Below are 20753 nucleotides of genomic sequence, written 5' to 3'. Positions count from 1 at the left end.
GTCAGTTGACCGTGACCTGGCCGAGGGCCGCTTTGGCTTCGCGGGCCTGATGCTGCGGCGCGTAGATCTGCATGAAGCGTACTGGCGGCAGGTTGAACTGGCCTTTCTGCGAGAAACGCACCAGATGCCGCATGCGCAGTTCGCCGCTCAGCGCATCCACCGGCACCGCGTAGGCCAGTTGGCCCGGTTCGAAACGCGCCTTTTCCAGCGCGGTCGGTTCGGTGCCGTCCTTGCCCTGCAACTTGATGCCCCACGTCGTGCGCTCAACATCGGCGCCCGGCGGCAGCGGCACTTCGAGCATGCCGTAGCGCAGCGGTTTTGGCGCTTTGCTGGTGAGGATGACTTCGTCCAGATACAGGCTGTCGCTGGACAGCGGTTTAGTGCCGACCGGTTCCAGTTTGAAAGTGAACGCTGCGTCACCCGGCACCAGACGCGACAGGCGACGGGTGATGGTCACAGCCATCGGATCAACTGCTGGCTGCTGAGTCTGGAAGCTCACGGCTGCACGCAACGGACGTTCTTGCGTACCGGATACCGACAACACTGCTGGCACCGGCGCAGCGCCCTGCCACGTCCAGTACATCTCACCGGTCGAGCCGTACTGTTTCTTCCAGCCTTCACCCGGTGTCAGGGCGATGGTCGGCGAAGCCTGCTCGATGCTGCGTTGCAACCAGGTCAGCGCCAACGCTCTTTCCAGCGTCGATTGTTGCGGCAGCAGTCGCTGCAGCAATGCTTGCGCACGCGCCTGATCGAACGGCTGCAGCGACAGGTTCAGCGCTTCGGCAAACGGCTGCGAACTCACCGCAAGACGTTGCTGCGCATCCGTCACCTGTCGATTGAACGCGTCCGGCAACGGCACTTTGGCCTGACGCGCCAGCGATGCAGTCAACGACCGCGCCGCCGCCAGGCCGAGCGCCGAATCCGGATCGCTCATCACCAGACTGTCTTCGCCATCCTCCATCAGATTTGCAGCGTTACCTTCGCCAGCCTTGGCCAGATCTTCCATCAACCCGGTCAGCAACGTATTCACCGGCAGATGCATCTGCTTGGCGAACGACAGAATCAGCGCCCGTTGCAACAACGGCGTGTTCGGCGCTTGCTTGGCGTAGACCTCCAGCACCCGCTGCCAATGCTCCGGCGGCAGAGTCAGCTCCAGCACTTGGCTGGCGTTCCAGTCGGCGTAGTAAGCGTAAGCCGTGAGGAACGCATCCGGCTCGCCGTCGAAACCCCACCAGGTAAAGCTCGCCGATGGTCCGGCCATTTGCACCAGACGCAGACGGCTGTTCTGCATGATCAGACGCAAGCGGTCGCGGATCTGCGGGTTCGATGCCAGCGACGGATAGGCGATGCTCAGCGGCAGCAAACGGCTGGCAGTCTGCTCGACGCCGCCGTACGGGTAGCTCAGCAAATCGTCGAGCGCAGAACGGAACAGCGCTTGCGGACTGTCATCCAGACGCAGGCGAATGTCCGTCGCGTCGGCCGGCAGACTCAACGGCGTGTCGCCGCTGACCACATCCAGACTTTGCGTCTGCGTGACCTGCCAGCCTTCGCCGGTTGCGGTCAGGCGCACGGCCAAGGCGTCGGCAGTTTTGCCGTCCTGCACCAACTCCGCAGTCCACTCGCCGGAGGCCAAGGCAAACGCTGGCAGCGGCAGATAGTTGATGCCGTTGTTCAGCGTCACCGGCAGGCGTTGTTCGGTGCCGGCGTAGTTCGTCACCAGTTCAGCCTTGACCGGTTTTTCGGCCTGACTGAAGGCGAACACGCCGAGTTGCGGCTGATCGCCCTTACGGAATTTGCTCGGGCCGCTCCACTTCAGGTACAGCGGTTTTTCCGAACGTACGAATTGCTTCTTCTGCCCGACCTGACCGTCATCGGCGATCGCCCGCGCAGTGATGCGCCAGCGGGTCAGCGAGTCCGGCATCTTGAAGGTGAAACGGGTTTTGCCGTCGGCATCGGTGAGCAGTTCCGGCTGCCACGCAGCGGTGTCGACGTCTTCGCGACGCGGACGCTCCAGCACTTTCACCCCGCGTTCGCTGCGGTTGGCCTTGCCCGGTGCGCCGGGGCTGCCCGGCAGTGCCACGTCGTAGCTGATGAACGACAGGCTCGCGATGGTGCGCACGTTGTTCCGCCGAGGGTGATAGAAGAACTGGTCAATGGTCGGCGCGACTTCCGGTTGCAGCGCGTAGACCATTTCGTCGACGACGCTGACCGTCAAATGTGCAGGCACCGCTTTACCGGCGAACTGGGTGGTCAGATCGACCGTCACCGTATCGCCTGGCAGATAAGTCTCTTTGTCAGTCTTGATCGCCACGTCGATCTGCGGCGCAATCACCTTGATCCCGGCGTTCTGGAAGCTGTACTGACCGCCCTTGGTGTACAGCACGGAGAAGGTCAGGTTCGGCGCAAAGTTGTCCTTCACCGGAATGCGCGCGCGGTATTGGGTTTCGCTGAGTTTTTCCAGTTTCAGCCAGTCGCCGCCCTTGGCCAGCAGCGCGGTAGCTTCGACCTTGTCGCGTTCCAGCGAGAGCAAAGCATCGCTGACCGGCTCCGGGAAGGTGATCAGCGCCAGCGCTTCATCGCCAGCCTTGTACTCGGCTTTATCGAGGACGATTTCCACCGTGCCCGGCACCGCTTTGACGCCGTCGCCAGTGACCGCATGCGCGGTGCCACCGAGGACGCGACCGTATTGATCTTTCAGTGACAGGTTGTAAGTGCCCGGACGCTCGAACGCGAGGCTGAAGCCTTTGTCCTTGGCCGCGAGTTTGCCTTCGCCAGTGGTCTGGTCTTCGAGGCGCACCCAGCTGTAGCTGCTCGGCACCACGGCTTGAGCTTGCGCGCTGCCACCCTCATTGACGTAGCTGAACGCGACCTTGTCGTTCACGGCGCTGAAGCGCTGCGGCGCAGTCAGGCGGAAGCTCGCGGCGCCGCGATCAATCAGGATTTCCTTGGTAGTCTTGACCCGATACGCCGCACCGTCGCTGGCGAAAACAGTGAGCATATAGCGGCTCGGCTTGTCGGCGGCCGGCAGGTCGAGGGTCGCGTTGCCTTTGCTGTCGGTGGTCAGTTCGGTGCTGGTCAGTTCCACCGGGAATTGCCCGAGGTATTGCAGCTCGTTGTCGACCATCGACAGTTGCTGAGCGCGCAGGCTCAGGGTCAGTTTGGCGTTGGCCACCGGTTTGCCGTCCGGATACAGCAACACCAGGCTGCCCTTGACCGGTTCGCCGGTGCGGTAGTCCTGCTTGGCAAGGTTCAGCGAAATCTCGAAGTGCGGTTTGATGTATTCGGCTACACGGAAGGCGCTGCTGTAGGCCTGATCCTTGTAGTTGAAACGCAGTTCATAACCACCGGCCACGGCGTTGTCCGGCAACTGGAAACGGCCTTGAGTGCCGGCCTTCGAATCGAGTTTCAGATCCAGCCGCTGCAACTCGGTTCCGGTGGCGTCAAGCACGCTGACGTTGACGTCGGCAGCACCCGGCGCGACCGAATCACGCGCGTTCTTGAATTCGCGACCAACGATTTTCAGCGACACCCAATCGCCGGGGCGATACAGCGGCCGGTCGGTGAAGGCGTAGAGTTTGGTGTCGTAGATTTCGCTGTCGTAATAGAAGTTTTCCGAGACGAACACGCCGCCCTCTTCATCCTCGCCGATCACGAACGAACGCTCCGGGCTGACGTGTTTCAAGCGCAGCAAACCATCGGCATCGGTGGCGCCGCTGCTCATCACGCCGAGGCCATCGGTCCACAGCACGTTGACCTTCGGCACCGAGCTGCCTTCGTGTTTGCGCGCGGCCCACACCAGCAATTCGTCGCCGGCAATTTTGCTCACGGCGACGGTGTTGGAGACAAACACCATGGTCGTCGCGCGGTACTTGCCGATCAACGCTTCGACCAGATACAGACCCGGTTTCAGGTGGCCCAACGGGATGTACACATTGCCCGGCGCAACGCTGACAAAGTCGCTGGACGATCCGGCCAGATTCACCCCTTCCGGCGGCTGAATCGGCTTGGCCTGCCACAGCGGATAGCGGAACTGGCTGACCACCGGCAAACCCGGAATCAGCGCGAATTGCGGCTGCGCGTCGTACGGCGTCGGCGCGGCAATCGCGCTGCCCATTTTCAGTTCAGGCACTTCTTCGGTGACTTGTTTGCGCGACTCGTAGGAGAACGCCCGCTGCATCACACGACGGGATTTGCGATACCAGTTATCCCACAGGTACGCGAGGGTGTTGGACAGGCCTTCGCCCTTGAACTGGCCGTCGCTGACCACGCGATGCAGATTTTTCTGACGCTTGAGGAAATCCAGCGGCTTGTCGATCTTGTACACACGAATGTCGGCGCCGCCATAGGGTTCCATGCGGAACCGACGATAGTCGCGACCCGGCGCTTCGAGGCGCACCATCGCCTGTTCATCGGCAGCAAAACTGCTGTCAGCCAGCAGGAAAAAGCTTTCACCGGAGACCGGCGTGTAGCCGCTCGGCTCGACAGTGTCTTCGGCATTCACCGCCGAAAAAGGCAGGGCTAACAGCAACAGCAGAGGCAGTAAACGCAACATGCGGGCACCGGTCATTGGGAGAGAAAGTTCAGTCGATAGACGCCGATGAAGTTGGGGTTGGCTGCGTCGGGTATCCATCGGGTGTCCTTCCATGTCATGAGTTGCTGCAGGCTTGCCGAACGCATGCCGTTGTCAGTCGGGGTGGTGGTGCCGGTGTGATAGGCGATGAAGCGGCCCATCCAGATCATCAGGTGCTGGTCGTCGCCCTGATCGAAAAACATCAGATCACCGGGGCGTGCCTGGGACACGTCGCGGCCGATCAGATGGCTGTTGAACTGAATCAGTTTGATCGCGTTGACGTACGGCCCGACCTTGCCGCCGCCCTGCTGCCACTGCTGGGCGAACTTGCGTTGCGCGTCGCTCAGCGCCAGTTCGGGCGGCAGGTAGCGATTGGACAGGCCATTGCTGCGCAGCCATTTATCGTCGTGGACTTTCAGCGCTTCATTGGCGGCGAAACGCACCAGCCCCGCGCAGTCCTGCTGATACCAGCGCGGACTCGGGCCTTGGCTCAGTTGCTCTTGAGCGATGCGCACGAACCAGGCGCGAAATACCTGCGATTGCTGCGGGTCAAGCGCCGGCGCTTCGACGGCTCGGGCAGTCGCGCTGAGCAACAGCGCGAGCAAGCCGAGGCTGCGGATCAGTGCGGTCACAGGGCTTTCCACTCCAGCGGCAGCCATTGCCAGTGGCCGTCCGGCTCGCTGCCTTCAGGCAAGGTCAGGGCGTATTTGCCGTAGCCGCCGAGGGTGCGCAGTTTCGGCAGCAGGTAGGTTTGCGCGGCGTTGTAGAACACCGGCTCCATGTCCTGCGGCAGGCTGTCGAGGGTTTCCTGTTGCATCAGTTGCGCCATCGAATCCGGGCCGAAGTAGATCGGCATCAGCAGATCTTTCGGCAGCACGTCGGCCATCGGCGGGAAGCGTTTGTCGAGGGTGCCGAGGGCTTTGTCGACGAGTTTGTCGTCGAGGGAAAACAGCAGCGTCGAACCGTGGCGCGCGAGGCTGACTTTCATGAAGGCCTTGCCGGAAATCGCGTCCGGGTTCTCGGCATCCTTGGCCGCGTACGGGCCGAAGTTGGAGCTGACCTGACGCTGCCAGAGGTGGCTCTGACCTTCCTGTTTCTCGACCACCGGAAACGCGTGTTCCTCAACGTTGCTTTCATAGGCGCCGACCATCGAGCCGAACAATGTGCCGAGGTCACCGTCGAGTTTTCCGCTGTCTTCGTCCTTCAGGCTGGCGACCAGCAACGGCGTGTACAGCCGCGAGTCGGCGTACCAGCACAGGCCTGCAGCGCCGGCCACGTGTTCGGTGAGTTTCTGCGCCACCGCTTCGTCGGCGCCAAGTTTCACCAGCAATGGCTTTTGCGGTTCGGCGGCGACTGGCAAGGTCACGCAGGCACTGGCGCCCAGCGGCATGGCTTGCCACACCGGTTTGAAATCGAAGTCAGGCTGATTTTCCAGTTCATCCATGGCGAGGAAGCTGTGCCAGCCTTTGTCGTCCATGTCGAAACGCAGACCGGCGAAATTCGGGATGAAGCGCTGATAACCCATGGCCAGCACGCTGGAATTCACCGACAGACGCTGTTTGATTTCCGGCGCCTTGGCAGGTAGGCCGAAGGCTTCGGGGAAGAGTTTTTCGCCATTGAGCAGCGCAGCCAGGGCTTGCGTCGAAACGTGCCCCGATTCTTCGGAGGCGCCGGTTTCCGGGTCGTAGTATTTCGAAGGGTTGGACAGCACCACCAGTTTGTCGCCGCGCGAGGCGAACAGCAGCGATTTGCTGGCGTTGTAGCTGAGTTGATAAAGCGGCACTTCATCGCCAGCGACTTTCAAGGTCCCGAACACACTGAGCTGAGCATCATCCAGCGCGACTTTTGCCAGCGGCTCCAGCACCTTGGCCAGCCCGCCGCGATCCATCACCAACAGAAAATCCTTCAAACGCCCGTCAGCCCCACGCCACAGCGCCACATCGGCCGGTTGATCGAAAAGTTGCTCAATCAGACTGTCCTGCAACTTCAAGTCATGCTCGTAAACAATCCGCCGCAGGCTGCCGATCAGGCCGAGGCGGTCGGCGTGGGTTTCGTAATAGAAGACGAAATCTTCGGTCAGCGTGGCCTTGAGAAACGGCACCGCCAGCAAGTCCTTGGGCAACTGGCTCAGGGAACGGGTTTCGAGCAATGCGTCCGGGCGGCTCAGGCCAAGCTTGTCGCTCGCCAGCTCCGCTGCAGGCGGCTTCGGTTTCAGCATCAGCCAGCCGAGACCGCCCGCCACGCCGGCCACCAGGCACAGCCCGAGCGCCAGCATCGGCCAGCGCCGGGGAGGTTTGCCGGCAGGTGTTTCAGCGGCTGGTGCAGCAGTGTTATCGCTCATCTTTTCGCTCATGTTCCCGAAGCTGACGAATTCATCCGTGGCGGGATGCTTAATAGTTGAAAGTCTTGACCAGCAGCAGATCACCGATGGCCCGCAGAGGCACGATGAAGGTTTCGCGTTTTTCGTTGACGGTGTTTTCGTTGAGCACCAGCGTGATTTGCGAGGTGATCACCTCGTTCTGATTGCTGGTCTCCTCGAAGTTATAGCCGCCGTTGCCGAAGTTGCCCCAATAGTTGACGTAAACCAGATAAGTGCCGTGCAGCGGCGCGGTCATGGTGAACATTTCCGGGCCCGGACCGTCGACGCCATCAGGCTCCAGGCCGCCACCGTTACTCATGGCCGGGCGCGCCCAATAGGCGTGCTGACCGTCCGGCGTAATGACGTGCAAATCGAGCTCGGCCTTCGGATCGTCCCAGCCCAAGACAAGACGAATCCGCGCCGGCGTGCGCAAGTTATTTGATTCATAAAATTGCACGCGCTTGAGCGACTGGCCTTCGGCACTGCGCACTTCGACGCTATTGGAGCCCGCGCCAAATGCATACGGCCGGGCGAAACGCCCATCGTCACCGGTATACAGATTGAGTGGATTGCCATTCACCGCCAGCGTATGCGGCCCGCGCTGGTTGCCGATGGCCTTGAGCTGGCCCTGAATCATCGTGCGATTGCGCTGAATGCCGCGATCGATTGGCGGCGTGGGATAGGCGACTTGCGGGTTTTCACTGCGGTCGAGCAGGCCGTTATAGCGCCAGCCGCCCACCGGTTCCGACATTTCAGCCGTCGGCGCGGCCAGCAGCGCGGGCGCGCAGGCCAACCCGATCAGCAGCAAAAGAAATGAACGCATGTGATGCCTCCTGCCATGCCTGACGAAACCTTGCACCCGATCCTCGGTACTTCACAGTGATGACAACTGCGTTTCGTCTGAAAGACCCGTGACTATCGGGTCGTAGATGGCGCGAAGGTTAGCCATTCGGCAGTTTTTTAACAATCGGATACATGTGTATTTGCGGTAGGAATCACGCTCATTTGTGGAGCGTGAGCCGAATAGCGAAGTTATTCGGCTCACAAAATGAGCCGAATAATGTTGATTGCTCAAAATACACACAATTTTGTGGCGAGGGAGCTTGCTCCCGCTGGACTGCGCAGCAGGCCCAAAAAGGTCAATGCACCCTGGCTGAAAAAATGCGGCGGTAGGTTTTGGGGTCGCTTCGCAACCCAGCGGGAGCAAGCTCCCTCGCCACAGGAAAAACGTGTCGGGCCACCCCGCTCATTTGCCCATGAACCCCCTATCTGCTAGTGTCGCGCCGGTTTAACGTCAACCGGAAATCGCCGCCATGGCCCGCAAAAAAGCTGCACTGGATTTCGAACAGTCCCTCGCCGACCTGCAAACACTGGTCGAGCGTCTGGAGAATGGTGAATTGTCGCTGGAAGACTCGCTGACCGCTTTCGAGCAGGGCATCGGGCTGACCCGTGATTGCCAGGCAGCGCTGGCGCAGGCCGAGCAGAAGGTGCAAGTGCTGCTCGAACGTGATGGCGAGTTGGCTGAGGAACCCTTCGACGCGGATCAGCCAGAATGATCGCAGCGTATTCGGCCACCAGCCAGGCGCGGGTCAACGCCGCGCTGGAAACCCTGTTCAACGCGCCGCTGCCGGAACTCGCACGGCTCTACGAAGCAATGCGCTACAGCGTGATGAACGGCGGCAAACGCGTGCGCCCACTGCTGGCCTACGCCGCGTGCGAAGCGCTCGGTGGCAAGGCCGAACAGGCCAACGGCGCGGCCTGCGCGGTCGAGTTGATACACGCCTATTCGCTGGTGCACGATGATTTGCCGGCGATGGACGATGATGATCTGCGTCGCGGCCAGCCGACCACCCACAAGAAATTCGATGAAGCCTGCGCGATTCTCGCCGGTGACGGTTTGCAGAGCCTGGCATTCAGCGCCCTGCTCGACCCGCGCCTGAGTGAATCGAGCGCAGACATTCGCTTGCAAATGGTCAGCGCCCTCGCACTGGCCGCAGGCCCGGCGGGCATGGTCGGCGGTCAAGCCATCGACTTAGGTTCGGTTGGTCTGAAGCTTGATCAAAAAGCCCTCGAACAGATGCACCGACACAAGACCGGCGCGCTGATTGAAGTCAGCGTCAAACTCGGCGCCCTGGCCAGCGGCCGCGCCGAGCAGGATGAACTGAAATCCCTGCAGACTTATGCACAGGCCATCGGTCTGGCATTTCAGGTGCAGGACGACATCCTCGACGTCGAAAGCGATACCGCAACCCTCGGCAAACGTCAGGGCGCGGACATTGCGCGCGACAAGCCGACCTACCCGGCGCTGCTCGGCCTCGACGCGGCCAAGGCCTACGCGCTGGAACTGCGTGATCAGGCTCTGCACGCACTGCGACCGTTTGACGCGGCTGCCGAGCCGCTACGCGAGCTGGCCCGGTACATCGTCGACCGCCGAAGCTGACGGCGAATCCGCCAAAAAAGACCAACGCGTGGGCAGGGGGCGATGCATCAGGTAAACTGCCGCATCTTTTATACCTATAACGATTCGCCTGATGCCCACGACGTTTCATGAGATTCCCCGCAAGCGCCCGACCACGCCCCTGCTCGACCGTGCGAATACGCCGGACGGCCTGCGCCGGTTAGGCGAAGCCGAGCTGGAAACCCTGGCCGATGAGTTGCGCCTGGAATTGCTCTACACGGTCGGCCAGACCGGTGGGCATTTCGGTGCAGGCCTGGGCGTCATCGAGCTGACCATCGCGCTGCATTACGTCTTCGACACCCCGGACGACCGGCTGGTGTGGGACGTGGGTCATCAGGCTTATCCGCACAAGATCCTCACCGGTCGCCGCGAGCGCATGGAATCCCTGCGCCAGAAGGACGGCATTGCTGCCTTCCCGCGCCGCTCCGAGAGCGAGTACGACACCTTTGGCGTCGGCCACTCCAGCACCTCGATCAGCGCAGCGCTGGGCATGGCGATTGCCGCCCGCCTGCAGAACAGCGATCGCAAGGCCATTGCGGTGATCGGCGACGGCGCGTTGACGGCCGGCATGGCATTCGAAGCGTTGAACCACGCGCCGGAAGTCAACGCCAACATGCTGGTGATCCTCAACGACAATGACATGTCGATCTCGCGCAACGTTGGCGGGCTGTCGAACTATCTGGCGAAAATCCTTTCCAGCCGCACTTACGCGAGCATGCGCGAAGGCAGCAAAAAAGTGCTGTCGCGCCTGCCCGGCGCCTGGGAAATCGCCCGTCGCACCGAAGAATATGCCAAAGGCATGCTCGTCCCCGGCACCCTGTTCGAAGAGCTGGGCTGGAATTACATCGGCCCGATCGACGGCCATGACCTGCCGACCCTGATCGCGACCCTGCGCAACATGCGCGATCTGAAAGGCCCGCAGTTCCTGCACGTCGTCACCAAGAAAGGCAAAGGCTTCGCCCCGGCGGAAGTCGACCCGATTGGTTACCACGCGATCACCAAGCTCGAACCTGTCGATGCTCCTGCCGCAGCACCGAAAAAGGCTGGCGGGCCGAAGTATTCCGGCGTGTTTGGCCAGTGGCTGTGCGACATGGCCGCGGCTGATCCGCGTCTGGTCGGCATCACGCCGGCGATGAAGGAAGGCTCGGATCTGGTGGCGTTCAGCGAACGTTTCCCGCTGCGCTACTTCGACGTGGCAATTGCCGAGCAACACGCCGTGACGTTCGCGGCCGGCATGGCCTGCGAAGGCGCAAAACCAGTAGTGGCGATCTACTCGACGTTCCTGCAACGCGGCTACGATCAGCTTGTACATGACGTGGCGGTGCAGAACCTCGACGTGCTGTTCGCCATCGACCGTGCCGGTCTGGTTGGCGAAGACGGCCCGACCCACGCCGGCAGTTTCGACCTGTCGTACCTGCGCTGCATCCCGGGCATGGTCATCATGACCCCGAGCGATGAAAACGAATTGCGCAAAATGCTCACCACCGGCCACCTGTACAACGGCCCGGCAGCAGTGCGTTATCCACGCGGCAACGGCCCGAATGCGACCATCGAGAGCAACCTCGACCCGATTGAAATCGGCAAGGGTGTGGTGCGGCGCCAGGGCAGCAAGGTGGCGCTGCTGGTGTTCGGCGTGCAACTGACCGAAGCACTGAAAGTCGCCGAGACGCTGGATGCGACGGTGATCGACATGCGTTTCGTCAAGCCGATGGATGAAGCGTTGGTGCGCGAGATTGCTGGCAGCCACGAGCTGCTGGTGACTATCGAGGAGAACTCGATCATGGGCGGTGCCGGTGGCGCAGTCAGCGAATTCCTGGCCCGCGAGAACATCCTCAAGTCGGTGCTGCATCTGGGGCTGCCGGATGTTTACGTCGAGCACGCCAAACCGGCACAGATGCTGGCCGAGTGCGGGCTGGATGAGGCCGGGATCGAAGCGTCGATTCGTGAGCGTCTGACTCTTCTCAATCGGTAAACCCGATCCAGTGTAGGAGCTGCCGAAGGCTGCGATCTTTTGATCTTGATCTTCGGTGGCTCCTAAACTTTTCAAAGCAAAATCAAAAGATCGCAGCCTTCGGCAGCTCCTACAGGGGTTTCGCCGAATTGCCATGGATTGTCATGAAGTTCTCGCGCCTCGCCCTGCCCCTGCTCCTGCTGCCAATCAACAACGCCATCGCCGACACCTTCGAACGCGATCAAGCGCTGAAGCTGCCGGACGTGCTGATCAGCGCCAACCGTCAGGTGGAGGCACGCAATGACAGCAGTGCCGCCAACACCGTGTTCACCCGCGACGACATCGAACGCCTGCAACCGCGCAGCGTCACCGATCTGCTGCAACGGGTGCCGGGTGTGCAGGTCGCGCAGACCGGCGGGCGCGGCAGTCTGCCGGGGATCTACATCCGCGGCACGCAATCGGCGCAAAGTCTGGTGCTGGTCGATGGCCAACGCATCGGCAACTCGACCTCCGGCGACAGCAACCTGCAACACTTGAATATCGAGCAGATCGAGCGCGTCGAAGTGCTGCGCGGCTCGCGTTCGGTGATCTACGGCAGCGATGCGATTGGCGGGGTGATTCAGATTTTTACCCGGCGCGGTGGCGAGGCTGGTTTGCAACCTCGGATGCATGTCGGTTTTGGCAGCAACCAGACCTGGGAACGCAGCGTCGGCTTGTCCGGTGGCGATGACAAAACCCGCTTCAATCTCGGCGCCAGCCTTGATGAAACCGCAGGCATCGACCGCACCCACGAGTCGTATCCGAGCGACAGCGATCACGATGCCTACCGCAATAAATCCATCAGCCTGAGCCTCAGCCACGCGCTGACCGATGACGTCGAAGTCGGCGCCAATCTGCTGGATAACCGTGGCAAAAGTGAGTTCGACAACCCGTTCGGTCGCTTCGACCCGGTGACGTTCGATTCCGTCGAGCAGCAACTCTATAGCGACTTCACCATCAGCAGTTTCAGCAGCTACGTGGACGCGCGAATCAATGAGCACTGGAAGTCGCGACTGGAACTCGGCCACAGCGAAAACCGCGAGCAGACCTTCGACAAGCTCAGCGATGAACGCACGGTATTCAACACCTACCGCGACTCAGTGACTTGGCAGAACGACCTGACGCTGGATGCGCGCAACAGTCTGATCCTCGGCGGCGACTGGTATGAAGATCGAATCAACAGCAGCACCGCGTTCGACGAAGACAGCCGCTGGAATCGCGCGGCGTTTATTCAGCATCGATTCCAGGCTGACAGTTTCTCGACCGAGCTGGGTTTGCGTCACGATGACAACCAGCAGTTCGGCGGCCAGAACAGCTGGAGCGGTACGCTGACCTTACCGGTCAACCCGGACAACGACCTGCTGCTGAGCTACAGCGAAGGCTTCCGCGCTCCCACCTTCAATGACTTGTATTACCCGGATTTCAGCAACCCCGATCTGAAGCCGGAAACCTCGAAAAGCTACGAGCTGCAATGGCGCAGTCAACTGACGGACAGCAGCCGCCTCGAAGCTTCGCTGTACCGCACCGATCTGCAAGACGCGATCATTTTCGGCAGCAACTCACGCCCGGAAAACGTTGCTTCAGCTCGGATCAACGGCTTCGAAGCGGCGCTGAAACAAGAACTGTTCGGCTGGCAGAGCAATCTCGGGTTGGCGATCATCGACCCGCGCGACCGCGACACTGGGCATACGCTGACGCGGCGTGCCCGGCGCACGTTGAGTTGGGATCTGGATCGGCAGTTTGATCGACTCGGCCTCGGCGCGAGTTGGCAGGCTGTCAGCAGCAGTTATGACGATCTGAACAATCAGCAGCCGCTGGGTGGTTATACGCTGATCGGGCTACGCAGCAGTTGGGCGCTGAATCGTGAGATCAAGCTGGATTTCAAGGTGGATAACCTGCTCGACAAGGGTTACAGCCGGGCGCTGTACAGCCATGACGGTAGTCAGTATGGCTATCGCGAGGAAGGTCGGGCGTTTATGTTTGGCGTGACCTGGACCCCACAGCTCTAACGCTTGACTCAATCATTGTGGCGAGGGGATTTATCCCCGTTCGGCTGCGCAGCAGTCGTAAATCGCTGGATGCGGTACTACAGATAGATCCGGTTGGCAGGTTTTGGGGCCGCTTCGCGACCCAACGGGGATAAATCCCCTCGCCACAGGTCAGGCAAGTCAGCCAGGTTATCGGTCAGGCTGGATCAGTTGGCAGAGCGTGGCAGTCGCTTCGATCATCTGCCCGCTCGGGCGTTCGAGGCCTTTGTCGGTGATCATGAGCAATTGTCCGCGCCGAACGGCAGACACCTGTGGCCACGCTTTCCACGCATCGAGTTGCGCCTGATCACTGGCCAGAATCACTTCAGGGTCACGCTGCAACACCGCTTCAATGCTGACTTGTGGCGCCGGCAAACTCAGGTCGGAAAATATATTGCGCGCGCCGCAGACCTCAAGCGCATCGCTGATGATTTGCCCGCCGCCCACCGTATAGAGCGGTTTGTCCCATACTTGATAGAACACCCGTAACGGCGTTTCCCGGCGATAGCGCTGGCGTAATTCATCAAGTTTTTGCCGTAGCTGCGCCGCCCGCTGCACACCGCGCTCCGGCCGACCAATCTGCACCGCGATGGCTTCAATCTGTGCCGTCAATTGCTCAAAACTGTGCGGTTCGGCGACAAAGGTTGGAATGCGCAAACGCTGCAGTTGATCACGCTGCGCCGGGCCGACACTGCCGGGCCAGAGCAGCAACAAATCCGGCTGCAGGCTGAGCAAGCGTTCGATATCGAGTTGCCCGTAACGCCCAACCGACGGCAAACCCTTGAGCGCAGCCGGCCGCTCACCGGCATCCAGCACACCCACCAACAGGTCGGCCGAATCCAGTTCAACAACGATTTCAGAAAGGGATGGCGCAAGGCTGACCACGCGCAGAGCAGCCAGCGTCGGGCTGCTTGCGGCCAGCAGCAGAACCGCCAGCCACAGACGGCGCATCAGCCGAGTTGACGCGGAATACGGTAGAGGTAGAACAGCACGGCGGTGGACAGCGCCAGCAGCATCAGCGGCACGGCTTCGAGGCCGACGAACACCGCCAGAGCGCCGATCCATGCCGGCAGAGCCGCCACAAGGAACGCCGTACGCCGACGCGCGGCAAGTGCGATCCACGCGGCCGGCTCTTCCGGGGTATTCAGGGATTTCTGCGTGGCAATCAGCGCATGTTTGTAGCGGCCGAAAAACTTCAGGCTGACAAACATCGAGGCCACACCAGCGATAAACAACGGCATCGCCAGCACCGGCAAAATCGCTTCGCCCTGGCCAAACACACCGTTGATCACGAACAACGGCAGCAATGCCAACGCGAGGTATTTCCACCAGTCGACCGACAATCGGCGTCGCACCTGGCCGCGAGTCACGCGCGGTCGGCCTCGCCCTGATGCTCGTTGCCCATCATGTGGTCGAGCTTGCTGGCCTTGGTCGCCAGATAGAGTTTGTTGTGCGGGTTGTGGCCGGTGTGCAGCGGCACGCGCTCGGCGACCACGATGCCCATGTCGGTCAAGGCTTTGACCTTGCGCGGGTTGTTGGTCATCAGCCGCAGGGATTTCACGCCCAGATGCTCGAGCATCGGCAGGCACATCGCGTAGTCGCGCTGATCGGCGGCGAAGCCCAGACGCTCGTTGGCTTCAACGGTGTCGGCGCCGCCGTCCTGCAATTCGTAGGCGCGGATCTTGTTCAACAGACCAATGCCGCGACCTTCCTGACGCAGGTACAGCAACACGCCGCGGCCTTCGCGAGCGATGGCTTTGAGTGCGCCTTCGAGTTGCGAACCGCAGTCGCAACGCTGGCTGAACAAGGCATCACCGGTCAGGCATTCGGAGTGCAGGCGGCCGAGTACCGGAGCCCCGTCGGCAATCTCACCCAGGCTCAGCACGACGTGCTCGCGGCCGGTGGCTTCGTCGAGAAACCCGTGCATGGTGAATTGCGCAAAAGGCGTTGGCAGCTTGGAAGCGGCGACAAAAACGACAGGCACCGGTGTGCTCCTGATCTAGAAAAGTCTGAAAATTCGCTGGCCGGCATTGTAACAGCAGGTTCCTGCGCACGCTTAGGCTGAATTATGGGGCATAACGATCAAAAAGTTTGATGACACTCCCGGCCAACATCGATCCCTGTAGGAGCTGTCGAGTGAAACGAGGCTGCGATCTTTTGATCTTCAATTCAAAATCAAAATCAAAAGATCGCAGCGTGCCGCAGCTCCTACATGGGATTAGCGTCGTCACTACCAAATGGATACGGCTGCTTCCAGCGCTCGAAGATCGGCTTCAGCTCGCCGCTTTTCTTCAACTGCTCCATGCGCTGGTCGTACAGCGACATCAATGCCCGAGCCTGAGGCGTATCCGCGAACCCCAGATACAAGGGCAACTCCGCCAGATGCGAATGGCGGAACTGCGAGGGATCAAGTGCATTTTTCAACACCACCTCAATCTCGGTCAGGGCATCGACGTAGTAATCCGCGCGGCCCTGCTTGAGCATCGAAAGAATCCCGGTACGACGCTCGATCTGATTGAAGCGTTTGATGTTCGGCAGGTAGTTTTCGTAGCGGTAGCCGCGCACCCAGGCCAGTCGATATTTGCCCAGCGTGGCTAACGTTGGCGGCGGATTGCTCGCCAGCCCCAGCGCATAGATGTGATCGGAGTCGAAATTCGAACGCGGATACAGCACTTGCTCGGCTTCATCACGATAAGAGCCGACCAGTGCGTCGACTTCCTTCAACTGCACCAGACCGATTGAGCGCGTGTACGGCACCGTGCGGATATCCAGTTTGACCCCGGCCGGTTCGAACACCAGGCGCAGTACGTCCCAACCGAGACCATGACCGTCAGCGGCGGTGTAATCCTCCCAGTCTTCGCTGGCCAGATGAATCACCGACGGCGGCGCATCCTGAGCGCAGACCTGCGCGCTCAGGAAACTCAAAATCAGTACCGCCAACCAGTGCCGAGCCATCCCTAGTCCCCTCTTCACGCCCGACCAATCAAGTGAAAATCCACACCAATCCCTGCATGGCCAACCAGGCGAAGACACCCGCCAGCACGTCGTCGAGCATGATGCCGAAGCCACCGTGCACATGCCGGTCGACCCAGCGGATCGGCCATGGCTTGAGAATATCGAAGAAGCGGAACACCACGAACCCCGCGAGCAGCCAGTACCAGCCTTCCGGCACCAGCCACAGGGTGATCCACATCCCGACCATTTCGTCCCAGACGATGCCTTCGTGGTCGTGTACCCGCAGATCGTCAGCGACCTTGCCGCACAGCCAGAAGCCAAACAGCATGGTGACGCCGAGCATCAGCCAATAACCCCAGTCAGGCAGCATCTGCCACAACGGGATAAAGGGTAGCGCAACCAGCGAGCCCCAAGTGCCAGGCGCCTTGGGCAAGGTGCCGGAACCGAAACCGAACGCGAGGAAATGCCACGGATTGCGCCAGACTGACGGCGGAACGAATTCGGCCGGCACCTGTTTCGGATGATCTGTCACTGGGTCTCCTGAAAATGTTGATAGCCGCGGGTTTGCGGGGTGACGTCGCGACCTTCACGGTCGAGCAACACCACGCCCTGCCCATGCGCCACGCGGCCGATCACGTGGATCGGCCAGCCAGCGGCCAGCAGCGCGGGCAACTCGACGGACGGCAGCGTGAACGCCAGCACGTAATCGTCACCGCCACTGAGCGCCGCACGCTCGGCGCCGCGCTGCCCGAGGAACGCCACTAAAGCGTTCGACAGCGGCACACGCTCGCGTTCAATTTCAAGTCGAACCTGGGACGCCAGGGCGATATGGCCGCAATCGGCGAGCAAGCCGTCGGAGATATCCAGCGCCGAAGTAGCCTTGCCACGCAACGCCTGCCCGAGGGCGAGTTGCGGCTGCGGCGACCAGTAGTGATCGAGCAGTGGCTGGGCAACCTCGGGATCGGCCTCACGCTGAGCCAGCACCAGCGGCAAGGCGCCGGCGGCATTGCCCAGTTCGCCACCGACGCACAGCAGATCTGCCGGTCGCGCACCGCTGCGGGTCAACGCCTGGCCCGCCGGAACGCGACCGAACACCGTCATGGTCAGGCTCAACGGCCCACGCGTGGTGTCGCCGCCGATCAACGCGATGCCGCAACTCTGCGCCATCAGGTTCAAACCACGGGCGTAGGCTTGCAGCCAATCGGCGGTCACCGTCGGCACAGTCAGGGCAAGGGTAAAAGCGACGGGCGTAGAGCCCATGGCAGCCAGATCACTGACCGCGACGGCCAGCGAGCGCTGACCGAGCAAATAGGGATCGCAGGGGTCGGCGAAATGCACACCGGCCACCAGCGTATCGGTGGAAACTGCCAACTGCTCCCCGGGAGGAACAGCCAGCAAGGCGCAGTCATCGCCGATCCCCAGTGCAACACCCTCGCCGCCCTGCGCACAGGGCGCGGCGGCGAAGAAATTGCGGATCAGCTCAAACTCGCCCATAGCCGTTTCAAACGCCGATCAGCGTTTGAACGCCTTCACTTCAGCTTCACGCAGGCGCGGAGCCAGCTTGTCGAGCACACCGTTGACGAACTTGTGACCGTCGGTGGAACCGTAGACTTTCGCCAGTTCGATACCTTCGTTGATCACTACGCGGTACGGCACATCAACGCGCTTGAGCAGTTCCCAGGTGGACAGGCGCAGGACGCACAGTTCAACCGGGTCGAGCTCTTCGATGGTCAGGTCCAGGCACGGTGCCAACGCGGTGTCGATCTCGGTCAGGCTGGCCGGAACACCGTGCAGGATGTCGTGGAAGTAGCTGGCATCGGCGAAGGTGAAATCGTTATCGACGCGGAACTGCGCTTCGATTTCGTTCAGCGAAGTCTTGGCCATGTGGCGCTGGTACAGCGCTTGAGTCGCCAACTGGCGGGCAGCCCGGCGCTTTTCGCTTTTCGACGGCTTGCCGGCGTCCGCTGGACGTGGCTCGCGCGGGTTGAAACGATCGCTTTCGTCGCTAATCACTTGGCCTCCAACTGTGCCAGCAGGCTGACCATTTCCAGTGCGGACAGGGCAGCTTCGGCACCTTTGTTACCGGCCTTGGTGCCGGAACGTTCGATGGCTTGCTCGATGGAATCAACGGTCAGCACGCCGAAAGCGACTGGCACGCCGAACTCCATGGAGACCTGGGCCAGGCCCTTGGTGCATTCGCCAGCCACGTATTCGAAGTGCGGAGTACCGCCACGAATGACCGCGCCCAGGGCGATGATTGCTGCGTATTCGCCTTTTTGAGCGACTTTCTGCGCAACCAGCGGAATTTCGAAGGCGCCAGGTGCGCGGATGATGGTGATGTCGCTTTCGCTCACGCCGTGGCGAACCAGGGCATCCACTGCACCGCCAACCAGGCTTTCAACGACGAAGCTGTTGAAACGGCCCACTACCAAAGCGTAGCGGCCTTTAGGGGCGATGAAGGTACCTTCGATGGTCTTCAGGGTCATTCGTCAGATCTCTTAAAGAGCCGGGACGCGTTTTCTACGCGTCCCTCAGTGATTTATTTGCCGCGAATTTCAGGCCGAAAACAACCGGTCATTATTCGGAGGGCACGTATTCTACAACTTCCAGATCGAAACCGGATATCGCATTAAATTTCATTGGTGCAGACATCAAGCGCATTTTGCGCACACCGAGGTCACGCAGAATCTGCGAACCGGCACCGACGATGCTGTAAGTAGTCGGTTTTTTCACCGCCACCTGATCGGCGGTTTCGCGGATGTGCGCCAGCAACACGTCGCCATCGAGCGGGTGACCGAGCAACAGCACCACACCGCTGCCAGCCTCGGCCACAGCGGCCATGGCTGCACGCAGGCTCCAGCGGCCGGGTTGCTTGACCATCAGCAAATCGCGCAGCGGGTCCATGTTATGCACGCGAACCAGCGTCGGTTCTTCGGCGCAAACGGTGCCCAGGGTCAGCGCCATGTGCACGTCGCCTTCCACCGAATCACGATAGGTCACCAGGTTGAATTGGCCCAGTTCGCTGTCCAGTGGCTGCTCGGCAATCCGCTGAACGGTACGTTCGTGGATCATCCGGTAGTGAATCAGGTCGGCGATGGTGCCGATCTTGATGTTGTGTTCGGCGGCAAACGCTTCCAGTTCGGTGCGACGCGACATGGTGCCGTCGTCGTTCATCACTTCGCAGATCACGCCGCTCGGCTCGAAACCGGCCATGCGCGCCAGGTCGCACGCCGCTTCGGTGTGGCCGGCGCGAGCCAGCGTGCCGCCGGCCTGGGCCATCAGCGGGAAGATGTGACCGGGGCTGACGATGTCTTCAGCCTTGGCGTCTTTGGCGGCAGCCGCTTGCACGGTGCGCGCGCGGTCAGCGGCGGAGATGCCGGTAGTCACGCCTTCGGCCGCTTCGATCGACACGGTGAACTTGGTGCCGAAACCGGAACCGTTGCGCGGTGCCATCAGCGGCAGCTTCAACAGTTCGCAGCGCTCGCGGCTCATCGGCATGCAGATCAGGCCACGGGCGTGCTTGGCCATGAAGTTGATGTGTTCAGCCTTGCAGCACTCGGCGGCCATGATCAGGTCGCCTTCGTTCTCGCGGTCTTCGTCATCCATGAGGATGACCATCTTGCCTTGGCGGATGTCTTCAACCAGCTCTTCGATGCTATTGAGCGCCACTAGGCACCCCCCTTCTTTCAAAATTTGAGTGTCAGGATTTGAGGTAGCCGTTGGCGGCCAGAAAGCTTTCGGTGATCGCGCTGCCGGCAACCGATTCTGCGGCTTTGTCGCCGAGCAGCAAGCGCTCCAGATAACGCGCGAGCAAATCGACTTCCAGGTTCACCCGACGACCTGGCTTGTACGACGCCATGATGGTTTCGCTCAAGGTGTGCGGAATGATCGTCAGCAGGAATTCGGCGCCATCGACTGCGTTCACGGTGAGGCTGGTGCCGTCGACGGTGATCGAGCCTTTGTGGGCGATGTACTTGGCCAGTTCTTTCGGCGCGCGGATGCGGAATTCCACGGCGCGCGCGTTATCGCTGCGCGAAACCACTTCGCCGACTCCGTCGACGTGACCGCTGACCAGATGTCCGCCGAGACGGGTGGTCGGGGTCAGGGCTTTTTCCAGATTGACCGGGCTGCCGCTTTTCAGGTCATTCATGGCCGTGCAGTCGAGGGTTTCGCGACTGACGTCGGCGGCAAAACCGTCGCCCGGCAGCTCCACAGCAGTCAGGCACACGCCGTTGACCGCGATGCTGTCGCCGAGTTTGACGTCGCTCAGATCGAGCTTGCCGGTTGCGACATGCACCCGCACATCACCGCCCTTTGGGGTCAGTGCGCGGATACTGCCGATCGATTCGATGATGCCGGTAAACATGGAGTTCTCCTTGAGAACGAAGCCAGCG

General features: G+C 61.1%; 18 protein-coding genes. 4 read left to right on the top strand and 14 right to left on the bottom strand.

Annotated features, from left to right (window positions below; translation table 11 throughout):
* Position 1: 1 nt before the first annotated feature.
* Genes ACOI8A_RS12480 through ACOI8A_RS12465 form a run of 4 tightly spaced genes read right to left on the bottom strand, consistent with a single transcriptional unit; the run spans position 2 to position 7752 of the window.
* On the bottom strand, positions 2-4567 hold the full coding sequence (locus ACOI8A_RS12480; protein ID WP_420648563.1) for an alpha-2-macroglobulin family protein: 4566 nt from the start codon (positions 4565-4567) through the stop codon (positions 2-4).
* Positions 4564-5229, bottom strand: a complete 666-nt coding sequence (locus tag ACOI8A_RS12475; protein WP_420648564.1) for a DUF1175 domain-containing protein — start codon at positions 5227-5229, stop codon at positions 4564-4566. The genes ACOI8A_RS12480 and ACOI8A_RS12475 overlap by 4 nt, the downstream gene beginning before the upstream one ends.
* Positions 5199-6911 (bottom strand): DUF2138 domain-containing protein, encoded by a 1713-nt coding sequence (locus ACOI8A_RS12470; protein WP_420648565.1) that lies wholly within the window; start codon positions 6909-6911, stop codon positions 5199-5201. Before ACOI8A_RS12470 ends, ACOI8A_RS12475 begins: the two co-directional genes overlap by 31 nt.
* A 49-nt stretch (positions 6912-6960) precedes the next feature.
* Positions 6961-7752 (bottom strand): YfaP family protein, encoded by a 792-nt coding sequence (locus tag ACOI8A_RS12465; RefSeq protein WP_420648566.1) that lies wholly within the window; start codon positions 7750-7752, stop codon positions 6961-6963.
* 490 nt (positions 7753-8242) lie between these two features.
* Here ACOI8A_RS12465 and ACOI8A_RS12460 point away from each other — a divergent pair, with 490 nt between their 5' ends.
* The 4 genes from ACOI8A_RS12460 to ACOI8A_RS12445 all read left to right on the top strand — a co-directional run bounded on the left by ACOI8A_RS12460 (position 8243) and on the right by ACOI8A_RS12445 (position 13386).
* Positions 8243-8485 (top strand): exodeoxyribonuclease VII small subunit, encoded by a 243-nt coding sequence (locus ACOI8A_RS12460; RefSeq protein ID WP_007894317.1) that lies wholly within the window; start codon positions 8243-8245, stop codon positions 8483-8485.
* Complete coding sequence (gene ispA, locus ACOI8A_RS12455) at positions 8482-9369, top strand: (2E,6E)-farnesyl diphosphate synthase (protein WP_420648567.1); 888 nt, start codon at positions 8482-8484, stop codon at positions 9367-9369. The genes ACOI8A_RS12460 and ispA overlap by 4 nt, the downstream gene beginning before the upstream one ends.
* 91 nt (positions 9370-9460) lie before the next feature.
* Positions 9461-11359, top strand: coding sequence for a 1-deoxy-D-xylulose-5-phosphate synthase (gene dxs / locus ACOI8A_RS12450; RefSeq protein WP_420648568.1), 1899 nt, complete (start codon positions 9461-9463; stop codon positions 11357-11359).
* 143 nt (positions 11360-11502) lie between these two features.
* Positions 11503-13386 (top strand): TonB-dependent receptor domain-containing protein, encoded by a 1884-nt coding sequence (locus tag ACOI8A_RS12445; RefSeq protein ID WP_420651357.1) that lies wholly within the window; start codon positions 11503-11505, stop codon positions 13384-13386.
* Between the two features lie 168 nt (positions 13387-13554).
* On the opposite strand, the gene ACOI8A_RS12440 is transcribed toward ACOI8A_RS12445, so the two are convergent.
* The 10 genes from ACOI8A_RS12440 to ACOI8A_RS12395 all read right to left on the bottom strand — a co-directional run bounded on the left by ACOI8A_RS12440 (position 13555) and on the right by ACOI8A_RS12395 (position 20725).
* A complete protein-coding gene (locus ACOI8A_RS12440) occupies positions 13555-14355 on the bottom strand; it encodes a cobalamin-binding protein (protein WP_420648570.1) in 801 nt (266 codons plus the stop codon).
* Positions 14355-14774, bottom strand: a complete 420-nt coding sequence (locus ACOI8A_RS12435; protein ID WP_420648571.1) for an MFS transporter — start codon at positions 14772-14774, stop codon at positions 14355-14357. The genes ACOI8A_RS12440 and ACOI8A_RS12435 overlap by 1 nt, the downstream gene beginning before the upstream one ends.
* Positions 14771-15388: a GTP cyclohydrolase II gene (gene ribA / locus ACOI8A_RS12430; RefSeq protein ID WP_420648572.1), complete on the bottom strand. Its 618-nt coding sequence runs from the start codon at positions 15386-15388 to the stop codon at positions 14771-14773. Before ribA ends, ACOI8A_RS12435 begins: the two co-directional genes overlap by 4 nt.
* A 224-nt stretch (positions 15389-15612) precedes the next feature.
* Positions 15613-16359, bottom strand: a complete 747-nt coding sequence (locus tag ACOI8A_RS12425) for a substrate-binding periplasmic protein (protein WP_420648573.1) — start codon at positions 16357-16359, stop codon at positions 15613-15615.
* Between the two features lie 28 nt (positions 16360-16387).
* A complete protein-coding gene (locus ACOI8A_RS12420; RefSeq protein WP_420648574.1) occupies positions 16388-16891 on the bottom strand; it encodes a phosphatidylglycerophosphatase A in 504 nt (167 codons plus the stop codon).
* Positions 16888-17853, bottom strand: a complete 966-nt coding sequence (gene thiL, locus ACOI8A_RS12415; protein ID WP_420648575.1) for a thiamine-phosphate kinase — start codon at positions 17851-17853, stop codon at positions 16888-16890. Before thiL ends, ACOI8A_RS12420 begins: the two co-directional genes overlap by 4 nt.
* An 18-nt stretch (positions 17854-17871) precedes the next feature.
* Positions 17872-18372, bottom strand: coding sequence for a transcription antitermination factor NusB (nusB, locus tag ACOI8A_RS12410; protein ID WP_420648576.1), 501 nt, complete (start codon positions 18370-18372; stop codon positions 17872-17874).
* The gene (ribE, locus tag ACOI8A_RS12405; protein WP_003206025.1) at positions 18369-18845 is read right to left on the bottom strand and encodes a 6,7-dimethyl-8-ribityllumazine synthase; all 477 of its coding nucleotides are present in this window, start codon (positions 18843-18845) and stop codon (positions 18369-18371) included. The genes nusB and ribE overlap by 4 nt, the downstream gene beginning before the upstream one ends.
* Before the next feature lie 91 nt (positions 18846-18936).
* Positions 18937-20028: a bifunctional 3,4-dihydroxy-2-butanone-4-phosphate synthase/GTP cyclohydrolase II gene (ribBA, locus tag ACOI8A_RS12400; RefSeq protein WP_420651356.1), complete on the bottom strand. Its 1092-nt coding sequence runs from the start codon at positions 20026-20028 to the stop codon at positions 18937-18939.
* A gap of 31 nt (positions 20029-20059) precedes the next feature.
* Positions 20060-20725: a riboflavin synthase gene (locus tag ACOI8A_RS12395; RefSeq protein ID WP_420648578.1), complete on the bottom strand. Its 666-nt coding sequence runs from the start codon at positions 20723-20725 to the stop codon at positions 20060-20062.
* Positions 20726-20753 lie beyond the last annotated feature (28 nt).

This window comes from Pseudomonas sp. P4795 (genome assembly GCF_048822895.1).
Classification (GTDB): Bacteria; Pseudomonadota; Gammaproteobacteria; order Pseudomonadales; family Pseudomonadaceae; genus Aquipseudomonas.
The sequence above is the reverse complement of the archived record's forward strand: the minus strand, read 5'-3'. Positions and strand labels throughout refer to the sequence as shown.